Here is a 14,393-nt window from a genome sequence, read left to right as displayed (position 1 = left end):
CGGGTGGAATCGCCACAGCGCCCCCATGACGACGGTCACAGCGACCCCCGCGACGACGGCTCCGCGGCCGCCAAGCTGGCGCTGCGCGACCAGCTGCTGACCGCGCGCGGCCGACGGCCCCTGGCCGACGTCGCCGAGGCCGGCCGGGCGATCGCCGAGCACCTGCTCGCCGCCCCGGAGGTACGCCGGGCGGCCACCGTCGCGGCGTACGTCTCACGCGGCGCGGAGCCGGGCACCGGCCTGCTGCTGGACGCGCTGCGCGTCCGCGGGGTCCGGGTGATCCTGCCGGTGGTGCAGCCGGGCCGGGTCCTCGACTGGGCGGTCGACACCGGCCCGGACGGCTTGGTCCCGGCGACGTTCGGGCTGCTCGAGCCGGCCGGCCCGCGGCTCGGACCCGACGCGATCGCCACCGCCGACGCGGTGCTGGTGCCCGGGCTCGCGGTCGCCCGCACCGGGGTGCGGCTGGGCCGGGGCGGCGGCTTCTACGACCGGGCGCTCGGTCGGGTGCCGGTCGGCACCTTCACCTGCTGCCTGCTCTACGACGACGAGGTCGGTGTACCCGTGCCCGCGGAGGCGCACGACCGGCCGGTGACCGCGACCGCGTCCCCCTCGGGGATCAGGAGGCTCCCGGCTCGGCCGGCACCAGGGTGAGCTCGTCCTCCCGGGCCTCCTCGACGGCCTGGGCGCTGAACGGCCAGGCGACCGTCTCGCCGCGGGCCCACAGGTCGGTCTGGTCGGTGTAGTGGTCGCTGGCCGGGTGGCCCGAGACGCCGGTCAGCGAGACCCAGCGCGACTCGTCGAGGTCGGCCATCGAGATCACCATCCGCATCGACGGCGCGGCGGTCACGCCGTACCCCTCGGCGGCGTCCCACGCGGTGGCGTCGACGGTGGCGGAGCCGCCGCCGACCTCCCAGGGGCCGCGGTTGACCAGCCACTCGACGACGCCGACGCCGGAGGTGCCGAGCGTCTGGTTCTCGAGGTCGAGGTGGTGCAGCCGGCCCCACTCCCACTCCTCGTGGTCGAGCGCCTGCAGCCGCGTCAGCTCATCGCGGGCCTCGAGCAGGCTGCCGGTGAGGATGTCGTCGCGGGTCTCCACGGTGTCCTCGGTCTCGAGGTCGTCCCACCACGGGTCGGCCGGGCGCTCCAGCAGCGCGTCGACCACGGCCACCCACCGCGAGCCGCCGTCGGGCCACAGCTCCTCCGGCAGCTCGTCGTGGAAGGTCCGCTCGAGGACGGTCCGCCAGACCACGTTGAAGTACGCCGCCGCCGCGGAGTCGGCGGGCTGGGAGAAGTCCCAGGTCTGCAGCAGCCGCTGCCCGTCGGAGTAGTAGCCCTCCGGAAGGTCGAGGTCGAGCAGGTAGGGGGTCAGCACCGGGCCGGCCGGAGTGCGGCTGTCGAGCTGGAGGTCCAGCATCTCGGTCAGGGAGAGCTCGCCCTCCCGCTCGAGCAGGTCGCGGATCCGCTGCGCCCGGTAGCCGCGGTCCCAGTCCTCGGTGAGGGCGAAGGGGTAGTCGGGCCCGGCGACCGCCTGGTTGGCGGTGACGATGAACCCCTCCTCGGGGTCGAGCACGCTCGGCAGGCCGCGGAACGGGACGTAGTCGCCGCTCCAGTCGTCCTCCGGCCGCCAGCCCTCGGCGGGCAGGGTGCCGTCGTTGCCGGACTGCCGGATCGGGATCCGGCCGGGCGCCTGGTAGCCGATGTGGCCGTCGCGGTCGGCGTAGACGAGGTTCTGCGCCGGCACGTCGAACTTCGACGCCGCGGCGCGGAACGACTGCCAGTCGGTGGCCGTGTTGAGCGCGAGGATCGCGTCGGCGGTCGCGGTGGGCCGGAGCGCGGTCCACGCCAGCGACACGGCGTACCCGCCGAGCGGGCGGGGCCGGGACCCGTCGGTCGGCGCGACGTCGCCCACCTCGGCGACCTCCTCGAGGACGTCGGAGAGCAGCGGGCCGTGGCGGGTGGCGCGGACGGTGAGCTCGACGTCGTCCTCGCCGCGGACCTCGATGGTCTCGGTGCGGATCCGCAGCTTGCGCCAGCGGCCGTCGTAGCGCCAGCGGTTGCCGGCGACCCGCTCCAGGAACAGGTCGGTGACGTCGGGGCCGAGGTTGGTGAAGCCCCAGGCGATGTCGGCGTTGTGGCCGATGATCACGCCGGGGACGCCGGAGAAGGTGAAGCCGGCGACGTCGAGCGGGCAGTCGGCCGAGACGGTGCGGCAGTGCAGTCCCATCTGCATCCACACGCCCGGCATCGAGACGCCGAGGTGCGGGTCGTTGGCGAGCAGCGGCTCGCCGGTCGAGGAGTGCCGGCCGTCGACCACCCACGAGTTGCTGCCGATCCCGTCACCGCGGCCGAGCAGCACCGGCATCCGGTCGAGGGCGGCACGGGTGCCGCGCAGCGCGTCCCGCGCCCCGGCGTCGTACGCCGGACGCTGCGGCAGGCGGGTGCCGGCCTCGGTGGCGTCCTGCTCGAAGACGCCGTCGACGACGGCGCCCTGCCCGACGATCGGGAGGTTCTCCTCGTAGGGGTAGGGCGGGTAGAGCTGGGCGACCCGCTCCGGAGAGAGCTCGGCGAGGGCCAGCGCCCGGTCGATCTCGTCGTCCATGTTGCCGCGCAGGTCCCACGCCATCGCCTTGAGCCAGGCCAGCGAGTCGACCGGCGTCCACGGCTCGGGGGTGTAGTCGAGCCCGCCGACGCGCAGCAGGGTGTACTCGACGGCGAGCTCGGTGGGCGAGCGCTCGTCGAGGTAGGCGTTGACGCCGGCGGCGTAGGCCTCCAGCGCCTGCCGCGTCTCCGGCTCGACGATCGCGAGCTCGCGCTCCGCGACCCGGCGCCAGCCCATCGTGCGGATCACCTTGTCGGTCTCCAGCGCGGGCTCCCCGAACAGCTCCGCCAGCCGGCCGGAGGTGACGTGGCGGCGCACGTCCATCTCGTAGAACCGCTCCTGGGCGTGGACGTAGCCCTGGGCGAGCATCAGGTCGTCGACGGTCTCGCCGTAGACCTGCGGGATGCCGTGCCGGTCCCGCACCACCTGCACCGGCGCGGAGAGCCCGGGCACGTCGACCTCCCCCGAGGTCTCCGGCAGCGGCCGGCGCAGCATGACCACCCCGCCGAGCAGGGTGAGCAGCAGGAGCAGCACCAGGCCGGCGGCGACGTACGTCGTGATGCGCGCCGGCCGCGGCCACCCGCGGAAGGTGGCCCACCAGGAACGGCGGGTCCGCTCGTGCTCGGAACTGGCCGCAGAGGGGCTGCTCGTCTGCTCGGTCATGGTGTTCGCCATTGTGCCGTATCATTAGCAGTCGACAGGGGTGAGTGCCAGCGCCTCGCCCCGGCCGCGACCACAGCTCTTCCCGGAGGACGACCGTGCCGACCTACCAGTACGCCTGCACCGCGTGCGACCACGCCTTCGAGCAGTTCCAGAGCTTCTCCGACGACGCCCTCACCGAGTGCCCCCAGTGCCAGGGACGGCTGCGCAAGCTGTTCAACGCCGTGGGCGTGGTGTTCAAGGGCTCCGGCTTCTACCGCACCGACAGCCGCGCCACGAGCGGCTCGTCCGGGTCCTCGGGCTCGTCCGGCTCCTCGGACTCGTCGGGCTCGGGCGCCTCGTCGACCGCGACCAAGACCGACAGCAAGCCCGCCGCCGCGTCCGCCTGACGCCGCACAGCCGGTGGTCGAGGTGCGAGGCCGGTCACGGCCGAGCCTCGAGACCCCCGCACCGGCGCAGGGCAGCACGCACCCCGCCCTGCTCCCCTCACCGGGTTTCGAGGCTCGGCGCTGAGGCGCCTCACACCTCAACCACCGGTGCCACCCACCACCCGCCGGTGGTCGAGGTGCGAGGCCGGTCACGGCCGAGCCTCGAGACCCCCGCACCGGCGCAGGGCAGCACGCACCCCGCCCTGCTCCCCTCACCGGGTTTCGAGGCTCGGCGCTGAGGCGCCTCACACCTCAACCACCGGTGCCACCCACCACCCGCCGGTGGTCGAGGTGCGAGGCCGGTCACGGCCGAGCCTCGAGACCCCCGCACCGGCGCAGAGCAGCACGCACCCCGCCCTGCTCCCCTCACCGGGTTTCGAGGCTCGGCGCTGAGGCGCCTCACACCTCAACCACCGGTGCCACCCACCACCCGCCGGTGGTCGAGGTGCGAGGCCGGGCACGGCCGAGCCTCGAGACCCCCGCACCCGCGCAGGGCCTGTGGAGGAACGGCGCGGGCCGCTGGCCGAGCGCCTAGCGTCACCGGCATGCCCGACCTCGCCGACACCTCCGCCGACGGCACAGCCCGGCCCCTCCCCCTGCGCGACCGGGTCGCCCGCCGGCTGGGCCGGGTACGCCGGGCGGTGCTGGCCCGCCGCCGCCCGCTGGCCGCACTGCTCGCCGCCGTCGCCGTCGCGGCGGGGCTGCACGCCACCGCGGCTCCCCCACCCCCGTCCGAGACCGTCCTCGCCGCGGCCCGCGACCTGCCGGCCGGGACCACCCTGGAGCCGGGCGACCTCATCGAGGTGGCGCTGCCGCCCGACGCCGTCCCGGACGGCGTCGCCGACGCCCCGGTCGGCCGCACCCTGGCCGCTCCCCTGCGCGCCGGCGAGGCGCTGACCGACGTCCGCCTCGTCGGCCCCGCGCTGACTGCCGCGGACCCCGGGCTGACGGCGCTGCCGGTCCGGCTGCCCGACCCAGCCGCCGCGTCCCTGCTCGAGGTGGGCGACCGCATCGACCTGCTCGCCACCGACCCGCAGCGCCCGGGCGCGCAGGTGGTCGCGTGGGATCTCCCGGTGCTGGCCGTCCCACCGCCCGCCGACGCCCTCTCCGGCGGCCAGCCGGGCGCCGTGGTGGTGGTTGGCGCCGACCCCGCCGAGGTCACCGCCGTGACCGACGCCGCCGTACGCCTGTTCCTCACCTTCGCCTACGCCCGCTAGCGTGAGGACTCCTGCCACAAGGACGAGGGCCCTCGGGGGCGTTGAGGAGGAGTCATGCTGTCCGGATTCAAGAACTTCCTGCTGCGGGGCAACCTGGTCGACCTGGCGGTCGCGATCATCATCGGCACGGCGTTCGCCACTGTGGTCACCACCTTCACGAACTGGCTCACCGCCCAGCTGCCCGAGAGCAGCTCGGAGTACTTCACCAACACCGAGAACAGCTTCGGCGCGTTCCTGAACGCGGTGATCTCGTTCGTGATCCTCGCGGCGGTCGTCTACTTCTTCGTCGTGATGCCCTACACCCGCGCGAAGGAGCGGTACTTCCCGAGCCCGGCCCCCGGCACCCCGGAGGACATCACGCTCCTCAAGGAGATCCGCGACATCCTCGCGGGCGGGCAGCGTCCGCAGGCCTGAGCACGGCCTGAGCCCCCGCCGGGGTCGCCACGGCTCAGCCGTGGTGCGGCGGCACCTGCTCCTCGAGCCACTCGTCCTGGGGCGACTTGCGCCCGGGCCGCGGCCGCTCGCCGGGCTCGCGCTCGTCGGACGTCGTCTCCGGCAGCGCGTCGCCGAACACCTCGGCGAGACGCCTCCGCCGCTCCCAGTCGCTCTCGCGCCGCCCCTTGTCGGAGCGCGGGCTGCGGTCGGACTGTTGGTCGGACACGGTGGACCTCAGGCGCAGAGCCCGTTGGCGGCGGCCTGGGCCGCGGCCTCCTGGTCGGGCTCGGGCGTCGTGCTCGGCTCGGTCGACGGCTCCGCGGACGGACCGCCCGACGGGCCGGCGGACGGGTCCTTCTTCGGCTTCTGGCCCGGCGGCGCCGCGGCGGTGATCGCGTCGCTGGTGAGGCGCTTGGTGAGCGGCTCGTCGGCGGCGATCTTCTCCCAGAGCTTGTCGGCCTCCGGCTTCCAGGCGACGCGATTGGGGTCGATCTCGTCGTACTCCCACGGCACGGTGACGAACTGGATGTTGTCCATGCCGATGCCCTGGAAGCCCATGCCGATGCGGGCGATCTTCACGACGCTCTCGAGGTCGGTCTGCAGGGACGCCGTGGCGGCGTCGAGGAAGCCGACGAGACGGTCGAAGCGGGCCAGCGTGCCGGCGGACATCACCTTGTTGACCATGGCGGCGATGAACGCCTGCTGCCGCTTGATCCGGCCGAGGTCGGAGCCGTCCCCCAGCGTGTAGCGGGCGCGGACGTAGTTGAGGGCCTCGCGTCCCTCGATCTCGCGGGTGCCGGCCGGGATGTTGATGCCGTGGGTGGGGTCGTAGATGTCCTCGGGGATGCACACGGGGACGCCACCGATGGCGTCGACCATGCCCTCGAAGCCGGCGAAGTCGACGACGACGTAGTGGTCGACGTACACACCGGTGATCTGCTCGAACTGCTGGATCGTGCAGGCCGGCCCGCCGAGGGCGAATGCCTCGTTCCAGAACACCCGCTCGCCGCCCGGGATGGTCTCGCCGTTCTCGCCCTCGCAGTCGGGGCGCGTGACGAGGGAGTCGCGGGGGATGCTGATGCCGTAGGCCCGCTGCCTGTCGGCGGACAGGTGCATGAGGATCGTGGTGTCGGAGCGGTCGTTGCTGCCCAGCTCCTGGTTGTCGATGTTGTTGCCCTCGCCGTCGCGGTCGTCAGACCCCATCACCAGCACGTTGAGCGGCTCCGCGGGGCCCTCCGCGCGCTCCTTGTCGGGACGGTTCTCGAGCTGGTCGGTCACGTCGATGACGTCGAGGTTCCCGTTGAGGTGCCGGTAGAGGTAGACGACGCTGAGGCCGGTCCCGAGGGCCAGCACGAGCGTGGTGGCGAGCAGCACCTTGCCGACCGTGTGCTTGCGCTTCGTCTTGCCCCGGCGCTTCGGCGCCCCGTTGCCGTTGGCCGCGGGCGCGCTCTGGGCGTCGGCGTCGGCCATGGTCGGGTCCTCCGGGGGTCAGGATGCGTCGAGGGTCGGGACAACCTACGACAACGCTCAAATATCGGGGTCGACCGACCCGTTCGACAAATGCCCGCCCCGGCGGGGACCGAAACCGTCATCCGAACGTGACGAAGCCAGCAGCGCCTCCGACCCGGGGCGGCGCGGCGGCGGTCTGCGACGATGCGGGCGTGGCAGTGGACGTCGTCGAGTACCGGCCCGAGTGGCCGGCCCGGTTCGAGGAGGTCGCGGTCCGGCTGAGGCGGGCGCTCCTGGGCGTGTCGTCGGCCCGGGTCGAGCACGTCGGCTCCACGTCGGTCCCCGGCCTCGCGGCGAAGCCGGTCCTCGACATCGACGTCATCGTCGAGCGCCGGGACGTGGGGCTGGCGATCCGGGCGCTGGAGGGGCTCGGGTATGTCCACCGTGGCGACCTCGGCGTTGCCGGACGTGAGGCGTTCCGGCCGCCGGACCAGGACCCGGCCCGCAACGTCTACGTCTGCGAGGCGGGCACGCTGAACGTCCGCAATCACCTCGCGGTACGGGACGTGCTCCGTCAGCGCGACGACCTGCGGGATGAGTATGCCGCCTGCAAGCGCGCGCTGGCCGCCGACCCGGACATGGACATCGACCGGTACATCGCGGGGAAGACCGACGTGCTCCAGCGGGTGCTGGCCGACTCACCTCTGGTGTCCGACGACGAGCGGCGACAGATCGACCGTCTCAACCGGGCACTGGGCTGACCCTCGCCTCCCACCTCCTCGGGAGGGAGCGGGCGCGGGGCCAACGGCAGGCCCGACCGGGACCCACGGCCCTGCCGTCCTCGGCTGAACGGGCGAGGCTGGAGGTGGACCCCACCGCCGAGGAGGCAGTCATGCACACCAAGCGGATCGTGGTCGGGTACGACGGCTCCGACGGCGCCCGGGCGGCGCTGGCCTGGGGGGTCGACCACGCCGAGGGCCGCGAGCTGGACGTTCTCGTCGTGGTCACGCTCATGGACCCCCTGGTCGGTGGCTTCCGGGAGGCCGACGAGCGGGAGGGGGCGCAGCACCGCGACGAGGCCGTGCGCGCGCTCCAGGACGCGGCGCTGCCGGACGCCCGGGTCCAGGTCGTCCACGGCCCCACCTCGGAGACGCTCATCGACCGGACGGGCCCCGGCGACGTGCTGGTGGTCGGCAGCCGGGGACACGGGGTTGCGACGGGGGCACTGCTCGGCTCGGTGAGCCAGCACCTCGCGCACCACGCGCGCTGCCCGGTCGTGGCGGCACGGCCCGCCCGCAACCCGGAGGAGCGGCGGATCGGCGTCGGGCTCGACGGGTCCTCCGCCAGCCTCGAGGCCCTGCGCTGGGCGTGCGACCTCGCCTCCACCACCGACGAAAGGGTCGTCGCGGTGCACGGCTTCTACGCCCGCCGGCACGGCCCCGGCTCCGAGGTCTCGACCGCCGAGGCCCTCAACCGCGAGATCGCCCAGCACGAGCAGGACCTCGCGGCGTGGGTCGAGCAGGCGGGCCCGCTGCCCGAGTCGGTGCAGGTGGACCGCGAGGTGGTCGCCGTACCGGGCAAGCAGGCCCTCGTCGACCTCAGCGAGCGCGCGTCCCTGGTGGTCGTCGGCTCGCACGGGCACAGGCCGGTGGCGGAGATGCTTCTCGGATCGGTCGGCCAGCACGTGCTGCACCACGCCCACTGCCCCGTCGCCGTGGTCCGCTGACCCGGCACCGCCTGCACGACCGCTGAGCCCCTGCCGCGTCGCCGCCGGCCTGGGGCGGCTCCGCCGCGCGTCCGGGTGTCGACGGCCCGGGGCGATCCGCGTGACATCATGGCCCCGCCGCGACGGGGACCCCGGCGCGGTGCCGCCCCAGTAGCTCAGCGGATAGAGCAGCCGCCTCCTAAGCGAAAGGTCGCAGGTTCGACTCCTGCCTGGGGCACTCGCTCCTCCTCGGCCTCGGTAGCGTCGCGCGCATGTCGGACCCCTTCAGCCAGGCAGCGTTCGACGTCCGCTTCGACTGGGGTCCGGTCGGCGCCGCCGCTGCCCGGGCAGACGTCTCGGTCGTCGTCGACGTGTTGAGCTTCTCCACGTCCGTCTGCGTCGCGGTGGAGCGCGGGATGCGCGTCTACCCGTACCGGTGGCGGGACGAGGGCGCGGAGGCGTTCGCGCGGGCGCACGACGCCGTCCTCGCGGTCGGTCGGCTCGAGGCCGGACGCGGCGGCCCCACGGCGCCGGTCCCGTCGCTGTCCCCGGCGGGCCTGCTCGAGTGCGCCCCCGTGGCCCGGCTGGTCCTGCCGTCACCCAACGGGTCGACCATCGCGGCAGCACTGCAGCGGAGCGGTGCCGAGGTCGCCGTCGGCTGCCTGCGCAACGCCGGGGCCGTCGCAGCGTGGCTCGCGCCCGCGCTGGAGGCCGGACGTTCCGTCGCCGTCGTCGCCGCCGGCGAGCGGTGGCACCAGGACGACTCGCTCCGACCCGCCCTCGAGGACCAGCTCGGCGGCGGCGCCGTCATCCGATCGCTGGCGCGACTCGTTCCCGGCGCGGCGATCAGCCCCGAGGCCCGGGCAGCCGCGGATCTCTTCGCGGCTGCCCGGAAGGATCTCGAGGCACGTCTCCACGCCTGCGCGAGTGGCCGGGAGCTCGCGGCCCAGGGCTTCGCCGCCGACGTCACCGCGGCGTCCGCGCTGGACGCGTCCCCCGTCGTGCCGGTCCTCGCCGACGACGGCGGATTTCTCCCGAGCTCCTGACCGCGCCCGCCCCTCGGCTCAGTCGACGGTCTCGAAGGTGATCCCGGCCTTCTGCAGGCGGGCCAGCAGGTTGTCGCCCATCGCCTGCGCGGTGGTCACCTGGCCGGCGGTCTCCGGGTTGTCGTCGAGCGCGAGGCACAGCGCGGCCTCGGCGAGCATCTTCGCGGTCTCGTCGTAGCCGGGATCGCCGCCGGAGACACGGGTGTGCAGCGTGGTCCCGTCGAGGGTCTCGGCGACCAGGTCGACCCGGAACCACGACTTCGCGCGGCGCTCGGGGCTCGGGCCCTGGCCGGGCTGGAGCCGCCCCTGGAGGAACTCGCGCACCGGCTTCACCTGGGCCGCGAGCCCGAGGGCGGCGACCGCGGCGCCGCCGCCGGCGGCGTACCGAAGCGTCTTGGTGCCGGCGTAGTGGGAGTAGCGGAAGTCCGGCCCGTACGCCGGCAGCGCGCGGCCGCTGCGGGCGACGACCAGCGGGTCGAGGGTCGGCAGCGGCAGCAGCCAGTAGCCGAGCAGCGGGTCGCGGTGCGGCTTCCCCTGCACGGCCCGCGAGGAGCGGCCCTCGGGACGCTGCTCGGCGCGGCGCCGGGCGGCCGAGGCGGCCCGCATCTGCCGGGCCCGGGACATCTGGGTGAGCGCGCTGTGGAACGTGCCGCCGGAGGGGCCGCCGCTGGCGCGGACCACGCCGCGCATCCGGATCGGCTGGTCGTCGGGCAGCAGGCCGACGGTGTAGTAGGCGCCGAGGTCGTAGGGGATCGAGTCGAAGCCGCAGGCGTGGACGAGCCGGGCGCCGGTGCGCTCGGCGGTCCGGTGGTGCGCGGTGTACATCCGGTCGACGAACTCCGGCTCACCGGTGAGGTCGAGGTAGTCGGTGCCGGCCTCGGCGCAGGCCGCGACCAGCGGCTCGCCGTGGGTCAGGTAGGGGCCGACGGTGGTGGCGACCACCCGGGTGGCGTCCGCGACGTCGGCGAGCGAGACCGGGTTGGTGGAGTCGGCGACGAGCAGCTCGAGGTCCGCGAGCCGGGGCTCGATGCCGGCGAGGCGGTCGCGAACCTCGGCCAGCTTGGCCTGGTTGCGGCCGGCCAGCGCCCAGCGCAGGTCCGCGGGGGCGTTGCGGGCGAGGTACTCGGCGGTCAGCCGGCCGGTGAAGCCGGTCGCGCCGAACAGGACGAGGTCGAACCGTCGGTCAGCCATGCGGGTCATCGTGGCATCCCCCGCCGGACGGGTGGAGGGCGGCAGGTCCCGGGCGACGGCCTCCGGACGGGAACCCGGACCGGCCCGCGCCCGTCCCATCCGTGGAGAACCGCTCGGGAGCCGCCAGGGAAGGGGAGCCACGATGGCCGTCTCACGCAGGACCGGAATCGCAGCGCTGGCCGTGGCCGGCCTGGTATCGGCTGGGGTCGCCGCCGGGGTGGCCGGCGGGGTCGGCGTCGGCGCCCTCACCGGCGGCTCGGGCGCACCTGGCGACCCGGACGGACCGCGCGTCCTGGCCGCGCCCGCCGGACCGCAGGCCTTCGGCCGCTCGCTCCTCGGCAGCGAGCTCGCGCCCGCCGACTCGTGCGACGACCTGCTGGCCTGGTACGTCGAGCGCGGCCTCCAGCGGGTCGGCCCGTGGGGCTGGGAGTACCCCTACTTCACCGCCGACGGCGTCATGCTCATGCCGCAGGCCGAGATGGACAACGCCGGGGGCGCCCGCTCCGGCGCCCCGGGGTCCCCGGTGGAGGAGGCCACCTCCACCGCCACCGGTACGAACGTGCAGGAGGCCGGCGTCGACGAGCCTGACACGGTCAAGACCGACGGCACCACGCTGTTCCGGGTGCGGAGTGGCGAGCTCACGGCGTACGACGTGACCGGCGAGCGGCCCGAGGAGCTCGGCGAGCTCGACCTTCCCGGGCTGGCCGACGCCGAGATCCTGCTGGTCGGCGACCATGTGGTGGTGATCAGCCGCCCGCTGGGCCACGACCACCACGGGTTCGACGAGCACCACGGCACCGGCCTCGACGGCCCCTCGTCGCGGGTGCTGGTGGTCGACGCGGCCGACGCCGCCGCGATGCGGGTCGTCGACGACACGACGTACGACGCCCGGGTCGTCGCCGCGCGCCAGCACGGCGACGTGGTGCGGCTGGTGCTGGGGCACGGCCTGCCCGACCTCGACTTCGTGCAGCCGCGGGGCGGCTGGCGCGACGACCGGAGCGCGCTCGAGCGCAACCGCCAGGCAGTGCGCAACAGCACCCTGGCCGACTGGCTGCCCACCCAGACCCGCGACGGCGTGACCCGGCAGCTGCTGGCCTGCGACCAGGTCGCGCTGCCCGACGACGGCACCCTCGGGACGCTCGCCGTGGTCGGACTGCGGCCCGCCTCGCCGGACGTCCGGGTCGCGGCCGGCGTCGCCACGAGCTCCGACCTCGTCTACGTCTCCGACGACCGGCTCCACCTCGCGACGTCCCACCACGGCGACTTCTGGTGCTGCCCGGAGCCGCTGCCGCTGCCCGGACCGGAGGTCGGGCCCGGCTCGTTCCCCGGCATGGGGATGCTCTTCGAGATGCTGCGCCGCGACGACGCGAGTGACGACACCGGCGACGACGTCGGCGGCGGCGGCGGCAGCGGCAGCGGCAGCGATGGCAGCGGTGGCAGCGGTGGCAGCGACGCCGACGTCGCCGAGCCGCCGGTCGAGGACCTCGTCGAGCCGGCCCTGCCCGAGACGGAGCTGCGCACCGAGCCGGAGCTCCCGGACGAGCCCGAGATCGAGCCCGACATCGAGATCGAGCCCGACGTCGGCCGGCCGACGGTCGTCGGCGGCAGCACCACGCTGCACTCCTTCGCCCTCGACGGGATCGGCGCGACCTACGTCGCCTCCGGCGAGGTGGACGGCTCGATCGCCGACCGCTGGTCGATGGACGAGTCCGACGACGTGCTCCGGGTCGCGGTCGGCCCGACGGTCCGCACCGGCAACTTCAACTCGGTGGTCACCCTCGCCGAGCGCGGCGACGACCTCGTCGAGATCGGCCGCGCCGACAAGCTCGGCCCGAACGAGACCATCCGGTCGGTGCGCTGGTTCGACGACCTTGCCATCGTTGTCACCTTCCGCCAGGTCGACCCGCTGCACGCCGTGGACCTCACCGACCCGGCTGACCCCGTGGTGCTCGGCGAGCTGAAGATCCCCGGCTTCTCGGAGTACCTCCACCCCATCGCCGGCGACCTGCTCATCGGCGTCGGCCAGAACGCCGACCTGAACGGCATCGCGCGGGGCGCCCAGGCGTCGCTCTTCGACATCTCCGACCTCACCGACCCGAAGCAGCTCGACGTGGTCACCTACCCGCGCGGCAGCCTCGCCGGCGCCGCCACCGACCCGCGCCAGTTCACCTGGCTGCCGGACCGGCGTACCGCGCTGACGGTCGTGACCTCCGGCTGGCCCGGTGGCGGCGGCGTCACCGGCTGGCTGTCGGTGCTCGAGGTCGACGGCGACGACCTGACCCAGCGGCTCGTCGAGGTCGACTACGGCGTCGAGGTCGCGGAGGTGCGGACCCTGCCGCTGCCCGACGGCCGGGTGGTGCTGGTGACCGGCGACGGCGTGTCGTTCCTCGACCTCTGACGTACCGTCGGAGCCATGTGCCGCAACATCCGCCCGCTCCACAACTTCGAGCCGCCGGCCACCCGCGAGGAGGTCGAGGCCGCGGCCCTGCAGTTCGTGCGGAAGGTCAGCGGCAGCACCAAGCCCTCCCAGGCCAACCAGGCCGCCTTCGACCGGGCGGTCGCCGAGATCGCGCACGTCACCCAGCACCTGCTCGACGAGCTCGTCACCGCCGCCCCGCCGAAGAACCGCGAGGTGGAGGCGGAGAAGGCGCGGGCCCGTGCGGCCCTGCGGTACGCCCGATGACCACCGCGGCTGGCCCTGCGGCCGCCACCACGGGGGTCGAGCCCGTCGAGACCCATCCCCTGGCGGCCCCCGCCCTCGCGCTGCTCACCGGCCGCCCGCTGGTTGTGCTCACGGGCGCCGGGGTCTCCACCGACTCGGGGATCCCCGACTACCGCGGCCCCGGGTCCCCGAACCGGACGCCGATGACCTTCCAGGAGTTCGTCTCCGGACCCGCCTCCCAGCAGCGGTACTGGGCGCGCAGCCACCTCGGCTGGGGCCGGATGCGGCACGCCGCCCCGAACGCCGGCCACCACGCGCTCGCCCGGCTCGACCCCGAGCTGCTGATCACCCAGAACGTCGACGGCCTCCACGAGGCGGCCGGCTCCCGGCGGGTGGTGGCGCTGCACGGCCGGATCGCCGACGTGGTCTGCCTCGACTGCCGCACCACCTCGCCGCGCGGGACGCTGCAGCGGCGGCTCGCCGAGCTGAACCCCGGCTTCGCGGAGCGGCACGCCGACGCCGCGGTGCGGCCCGACGGCGACGTCGAGCTCGACGCCACGGCCGGCTTCCGGGTCCCGGGGTGCGAGGCGTGCGGCGGCACCCTCAAGCCCGACGTGGTCTTCTTCGGCGAGAACGTCCCCGCGCCGCGGGTGGAGCGCTGCTACGCCGCCGTCGACGCGCTGGCCGACACCGACGGCGCGCTGCTCGTGGCGGGCTCGTCGCTGACGGTGATGAGCGGGCTGCGGTTCGTGCGCCGTGCCGCCAAGCTCGGCGTCCCGGTCGTGATCGTCAACCGCGGGACGACCCGCGGTGACGAGCTGGCGGCGTACAAGGTGGACGACGGCTGCAGCGGCTTCCTGGAGCGGCTGGCCGCGACCGCCTGAGCTGCGCGGCTGGCCGGGACCACTGCTTCACCAAGGTCCCGTGGTGAAGCAGCACCTCCCCAGGCGTATGCACCCCGGGAAGTGCGGGCACACCACGGGACCTTGGTGAAGCGGAGG

The 14,393-nt window shown here is 74.5% G+C and carries 14 protein-coding genes and 1 tRNA gene; 11 read left to right on the top strand and 4 right to left on the bottom strand.

Features of this window, described 5'->3' with window-relative positions; translation table 11 throughout:
- The first annotated feature begins 3 nt into the window (after window positions 1-3).
- Entirely contained in the window at window positions 4-651 is a 648-nt protein-coding gene (locus tag ACFP2E_RS16435) for a 5-formyltetrahydrofolate cyclo-ligase (RefSeq protein WP_378523882.1), read from the top strand.
- Here ACFP2E_RS16435 and ACFP2E_RS16430 read toward each other — a convergent pair.
- Window positions 617-3,262: a penicillin acylase family protein gene (locus ACFP2E_RS16430; RefSeq protein WP_378523881.1), complete on the bottom strand. Its 2,646-nt coding sequence runs from the start codon at window positions 3,260-3,262 to the stop codon at window positions 617-619. The two genes, ACFP2E_RS16435 and ACFP2E_RS16430, sit on opposite strands and share 35 nt — an antisense overlap.
- Window positions 3,263-3,357: 95 nt before the next feature.
- On the opposite strand from ACFP2E_RS16430, the gene ACFP2E_RS16425 reads away from it, so the two are divergent.
- The 3 genes from ACFP2E_RS16425 to ACFP2E_RS16415 all read left to right on the top strand — a co-directional run bounded on the left by ACFP2E_RS16425 (window position 3,358) and on the right by ACFP2E_RS16415 (window position 5,318).
- On the top strand, window positions 3,358-3,648 hold the full coding sequence (locus tag ACFP2E_RS16425; protein ID WP_378523880.1) for an FmdB family zinc ribbon protein: 291 nt from the start codon (window positions 3,358-3,360) through the stop codon (window positions 3,646-3,648).
- Window positions 3,649-4,232: 584 nt separating this feature from the next.
- Window positions 4,233-4,904 (top strand): SAF domain-containing protein, encoded by a 672-nt coding sequence (locus tag ACFP2E_RS16420; RefSeq protein WP_378523879.1) that lies wholly within the window; start codon window positions 4,233-4,235, stop codon window positions 4,902-4,904.
- A gap of 57 nt (window positions 4,905-4,961) precedes the next feature.
- Window positions 4,962-5,318 (top strand): MscL family protein, encoded by a 357-nt coding sequence (locus ACFP2E_RS16415; RefSeq protein WP_378524178.1) that lies wholly within the window; start codon window positions 4,962-4,964, stop codon window positions 5,316-5,318.
- Between the two features lie 34 nt (window positions 5,319-5,352).
- Here the strand turns inward: ACFP2E_RS16415 and ACFP2E_RS16410 are convergent, their stop codons facing one another.
- Window positions 5,353-5,565, bottom strand: a complete 213-nt coding sequence (locus ACFP2E_RS16410) for a hypothetical protein (protein ID WP_378523878.1) — start codon at window positions 5,563-5,565, stop codon at window positions 5,353-5,355.
- Between the two features lie 8 nt (window positions 5,566-5,573).
- Entirely contained in the window at window positions 5,574-6,809 is a 1,236-nt protein-coding gene (locus ACFP2E_RS16405; protein ID WP_378523877.1) for an LCP family protein, read from the bottom strand.
- 191 nt (window positions 6,810-7,000) lie between these two features.
- On the opposite strand from ACFP2E_RS16405, the gene ACFP2E_RS16400 reads away from it, so the two are divergent.
- From ACFP2E_RS16400 to ACFP2E_RS16385, 4 genes are all read left to right on the top strand, one after another.
- Window positions 7,001-7,549: a GrpB family protein gene (locus ACFP2E_RS16400; RefSeq protein ID WP_378523876.1), complete on the top strand. Its 549-nt coding sequence runs from the start codon at window positions 7,001-7,003 to the stop codon at window positions 7,547-7,549.
- 131 nt (window positions 7,550-7,680) lie between these two features.
- Window positions 7,681-8,514 (top strand): universal stress protein, encoded by an 834-nt coding sequence (locus ACFP2E_RS16395; RefSeq protein ID WP_378523875.1) that lies wholly within the window; start codon window positions 7,681-7,683, stop codon window positions 8,512-8,514.
- A gap of 144 nt (window positions 8,515-8,658) precedes the next feature.
- Window positions 8,659-8,731: transfer RNA gene (locus tag ACFP2E_RS16390), tRNA-Arg, on the top strand.
- 34 nt (window positions 8,732-8,765) lie between these two features.
- On the top strand, window positions 8,766-9,539 hold the full coding sequence (locus ACFP2E_RS16385) for a 2-phosphosulfolactate phosphatase (protein WP_378523874.1): 774 nt from the start codon (window positions 8,766-8,768) through the stop codon (window positions 9,537-9,539).
- An 18-nt stretch (window positions 9,540-9,557) separates the two neighbouring features.
- Here ACFP2E_RS16385 and ACFP2E_RS16380 read toward each other — a convergent pair whose 3' ends face one another.
- A complete protein-coding gene (locus ACFP2E_RS16380) occupies window positions 9,558-10,730 on the bottom strand; it encodes a saccharopine dehydrogenase family protein (RefSeq protein ID WP_378523873.1) in 1,173 nt (390 codons plus the stop codon).
- 142 nt (window positions 10,731-10,872) lie between these two features.
- On the opposite strand from ACFP2E_RS16380, the gene ACFP2E_RS16375 reads away from it, so the two are divergent.
- Genes ACFP2E_RS16375 through ACFP2E_RS16365 form a run of 3 tightly spaced genes read left to right on the top strand, consistent with a single transcriptional unit; the run spans window position 10,873 to window position 14,276 of the window.
- Complete coding sequence (locus tag ACFP2E_RS16375) at window positions 10,873-13,128, top strand: beta-propeller domain-containing protein (protein WP_378523872.1); 2,256 nt, start codon at window positions 10,873-10,875, stop codon at window positions 13,126-13,128.
- A gap of 15 nt (window positions 13,129-13,143) precedes the next feature.
- The gene (locus ACFP2E_RS16370) at window positions 13,144-13,413 is read left to right on the top strand and encodes a DUF2277 domain-containing protein (RefSeq protein WP_378523871.1); all 270 of its coding nucleotides are present in this window, start codon (window positions 13,144-13,146) and stop codon (window positions 13,411-13,413) included.
- The gene (locus ACFP2E_RS16365; protein WP_378523870.1) at window positions 13,410-14,276 is read left to right on the top strand and encodes an NAD-dependent protein deacetylase; all 867 of its coding nucleotides are present in this window, start codon (window positions 13,410-13,412) and stop codon (window positions 14,274-14,276) included. The genes ACFP2E_RS16370 and ACFP2E_RS16365 overlap by 4 nt, the downstream gene beginning before the upstream one ends.
- Window positions 14,277-14,393 lie beyond the last annotated feature (117 nt).

The sequence above is a fragment of the Nocardioides sp. GCM10027114 genome (assembly GCF_042659625.1).
Classification (GTDB): domain Bacteria; phylum Actinomycetota; class Actinomycetes; order Propionibacteriales; family Nocardioidaceae; genus Nocardioides.
Note: the sequence above shows the minus strand (reverse complement) of the source record. Positions and strands in the feature narration are given on the sequence as shown.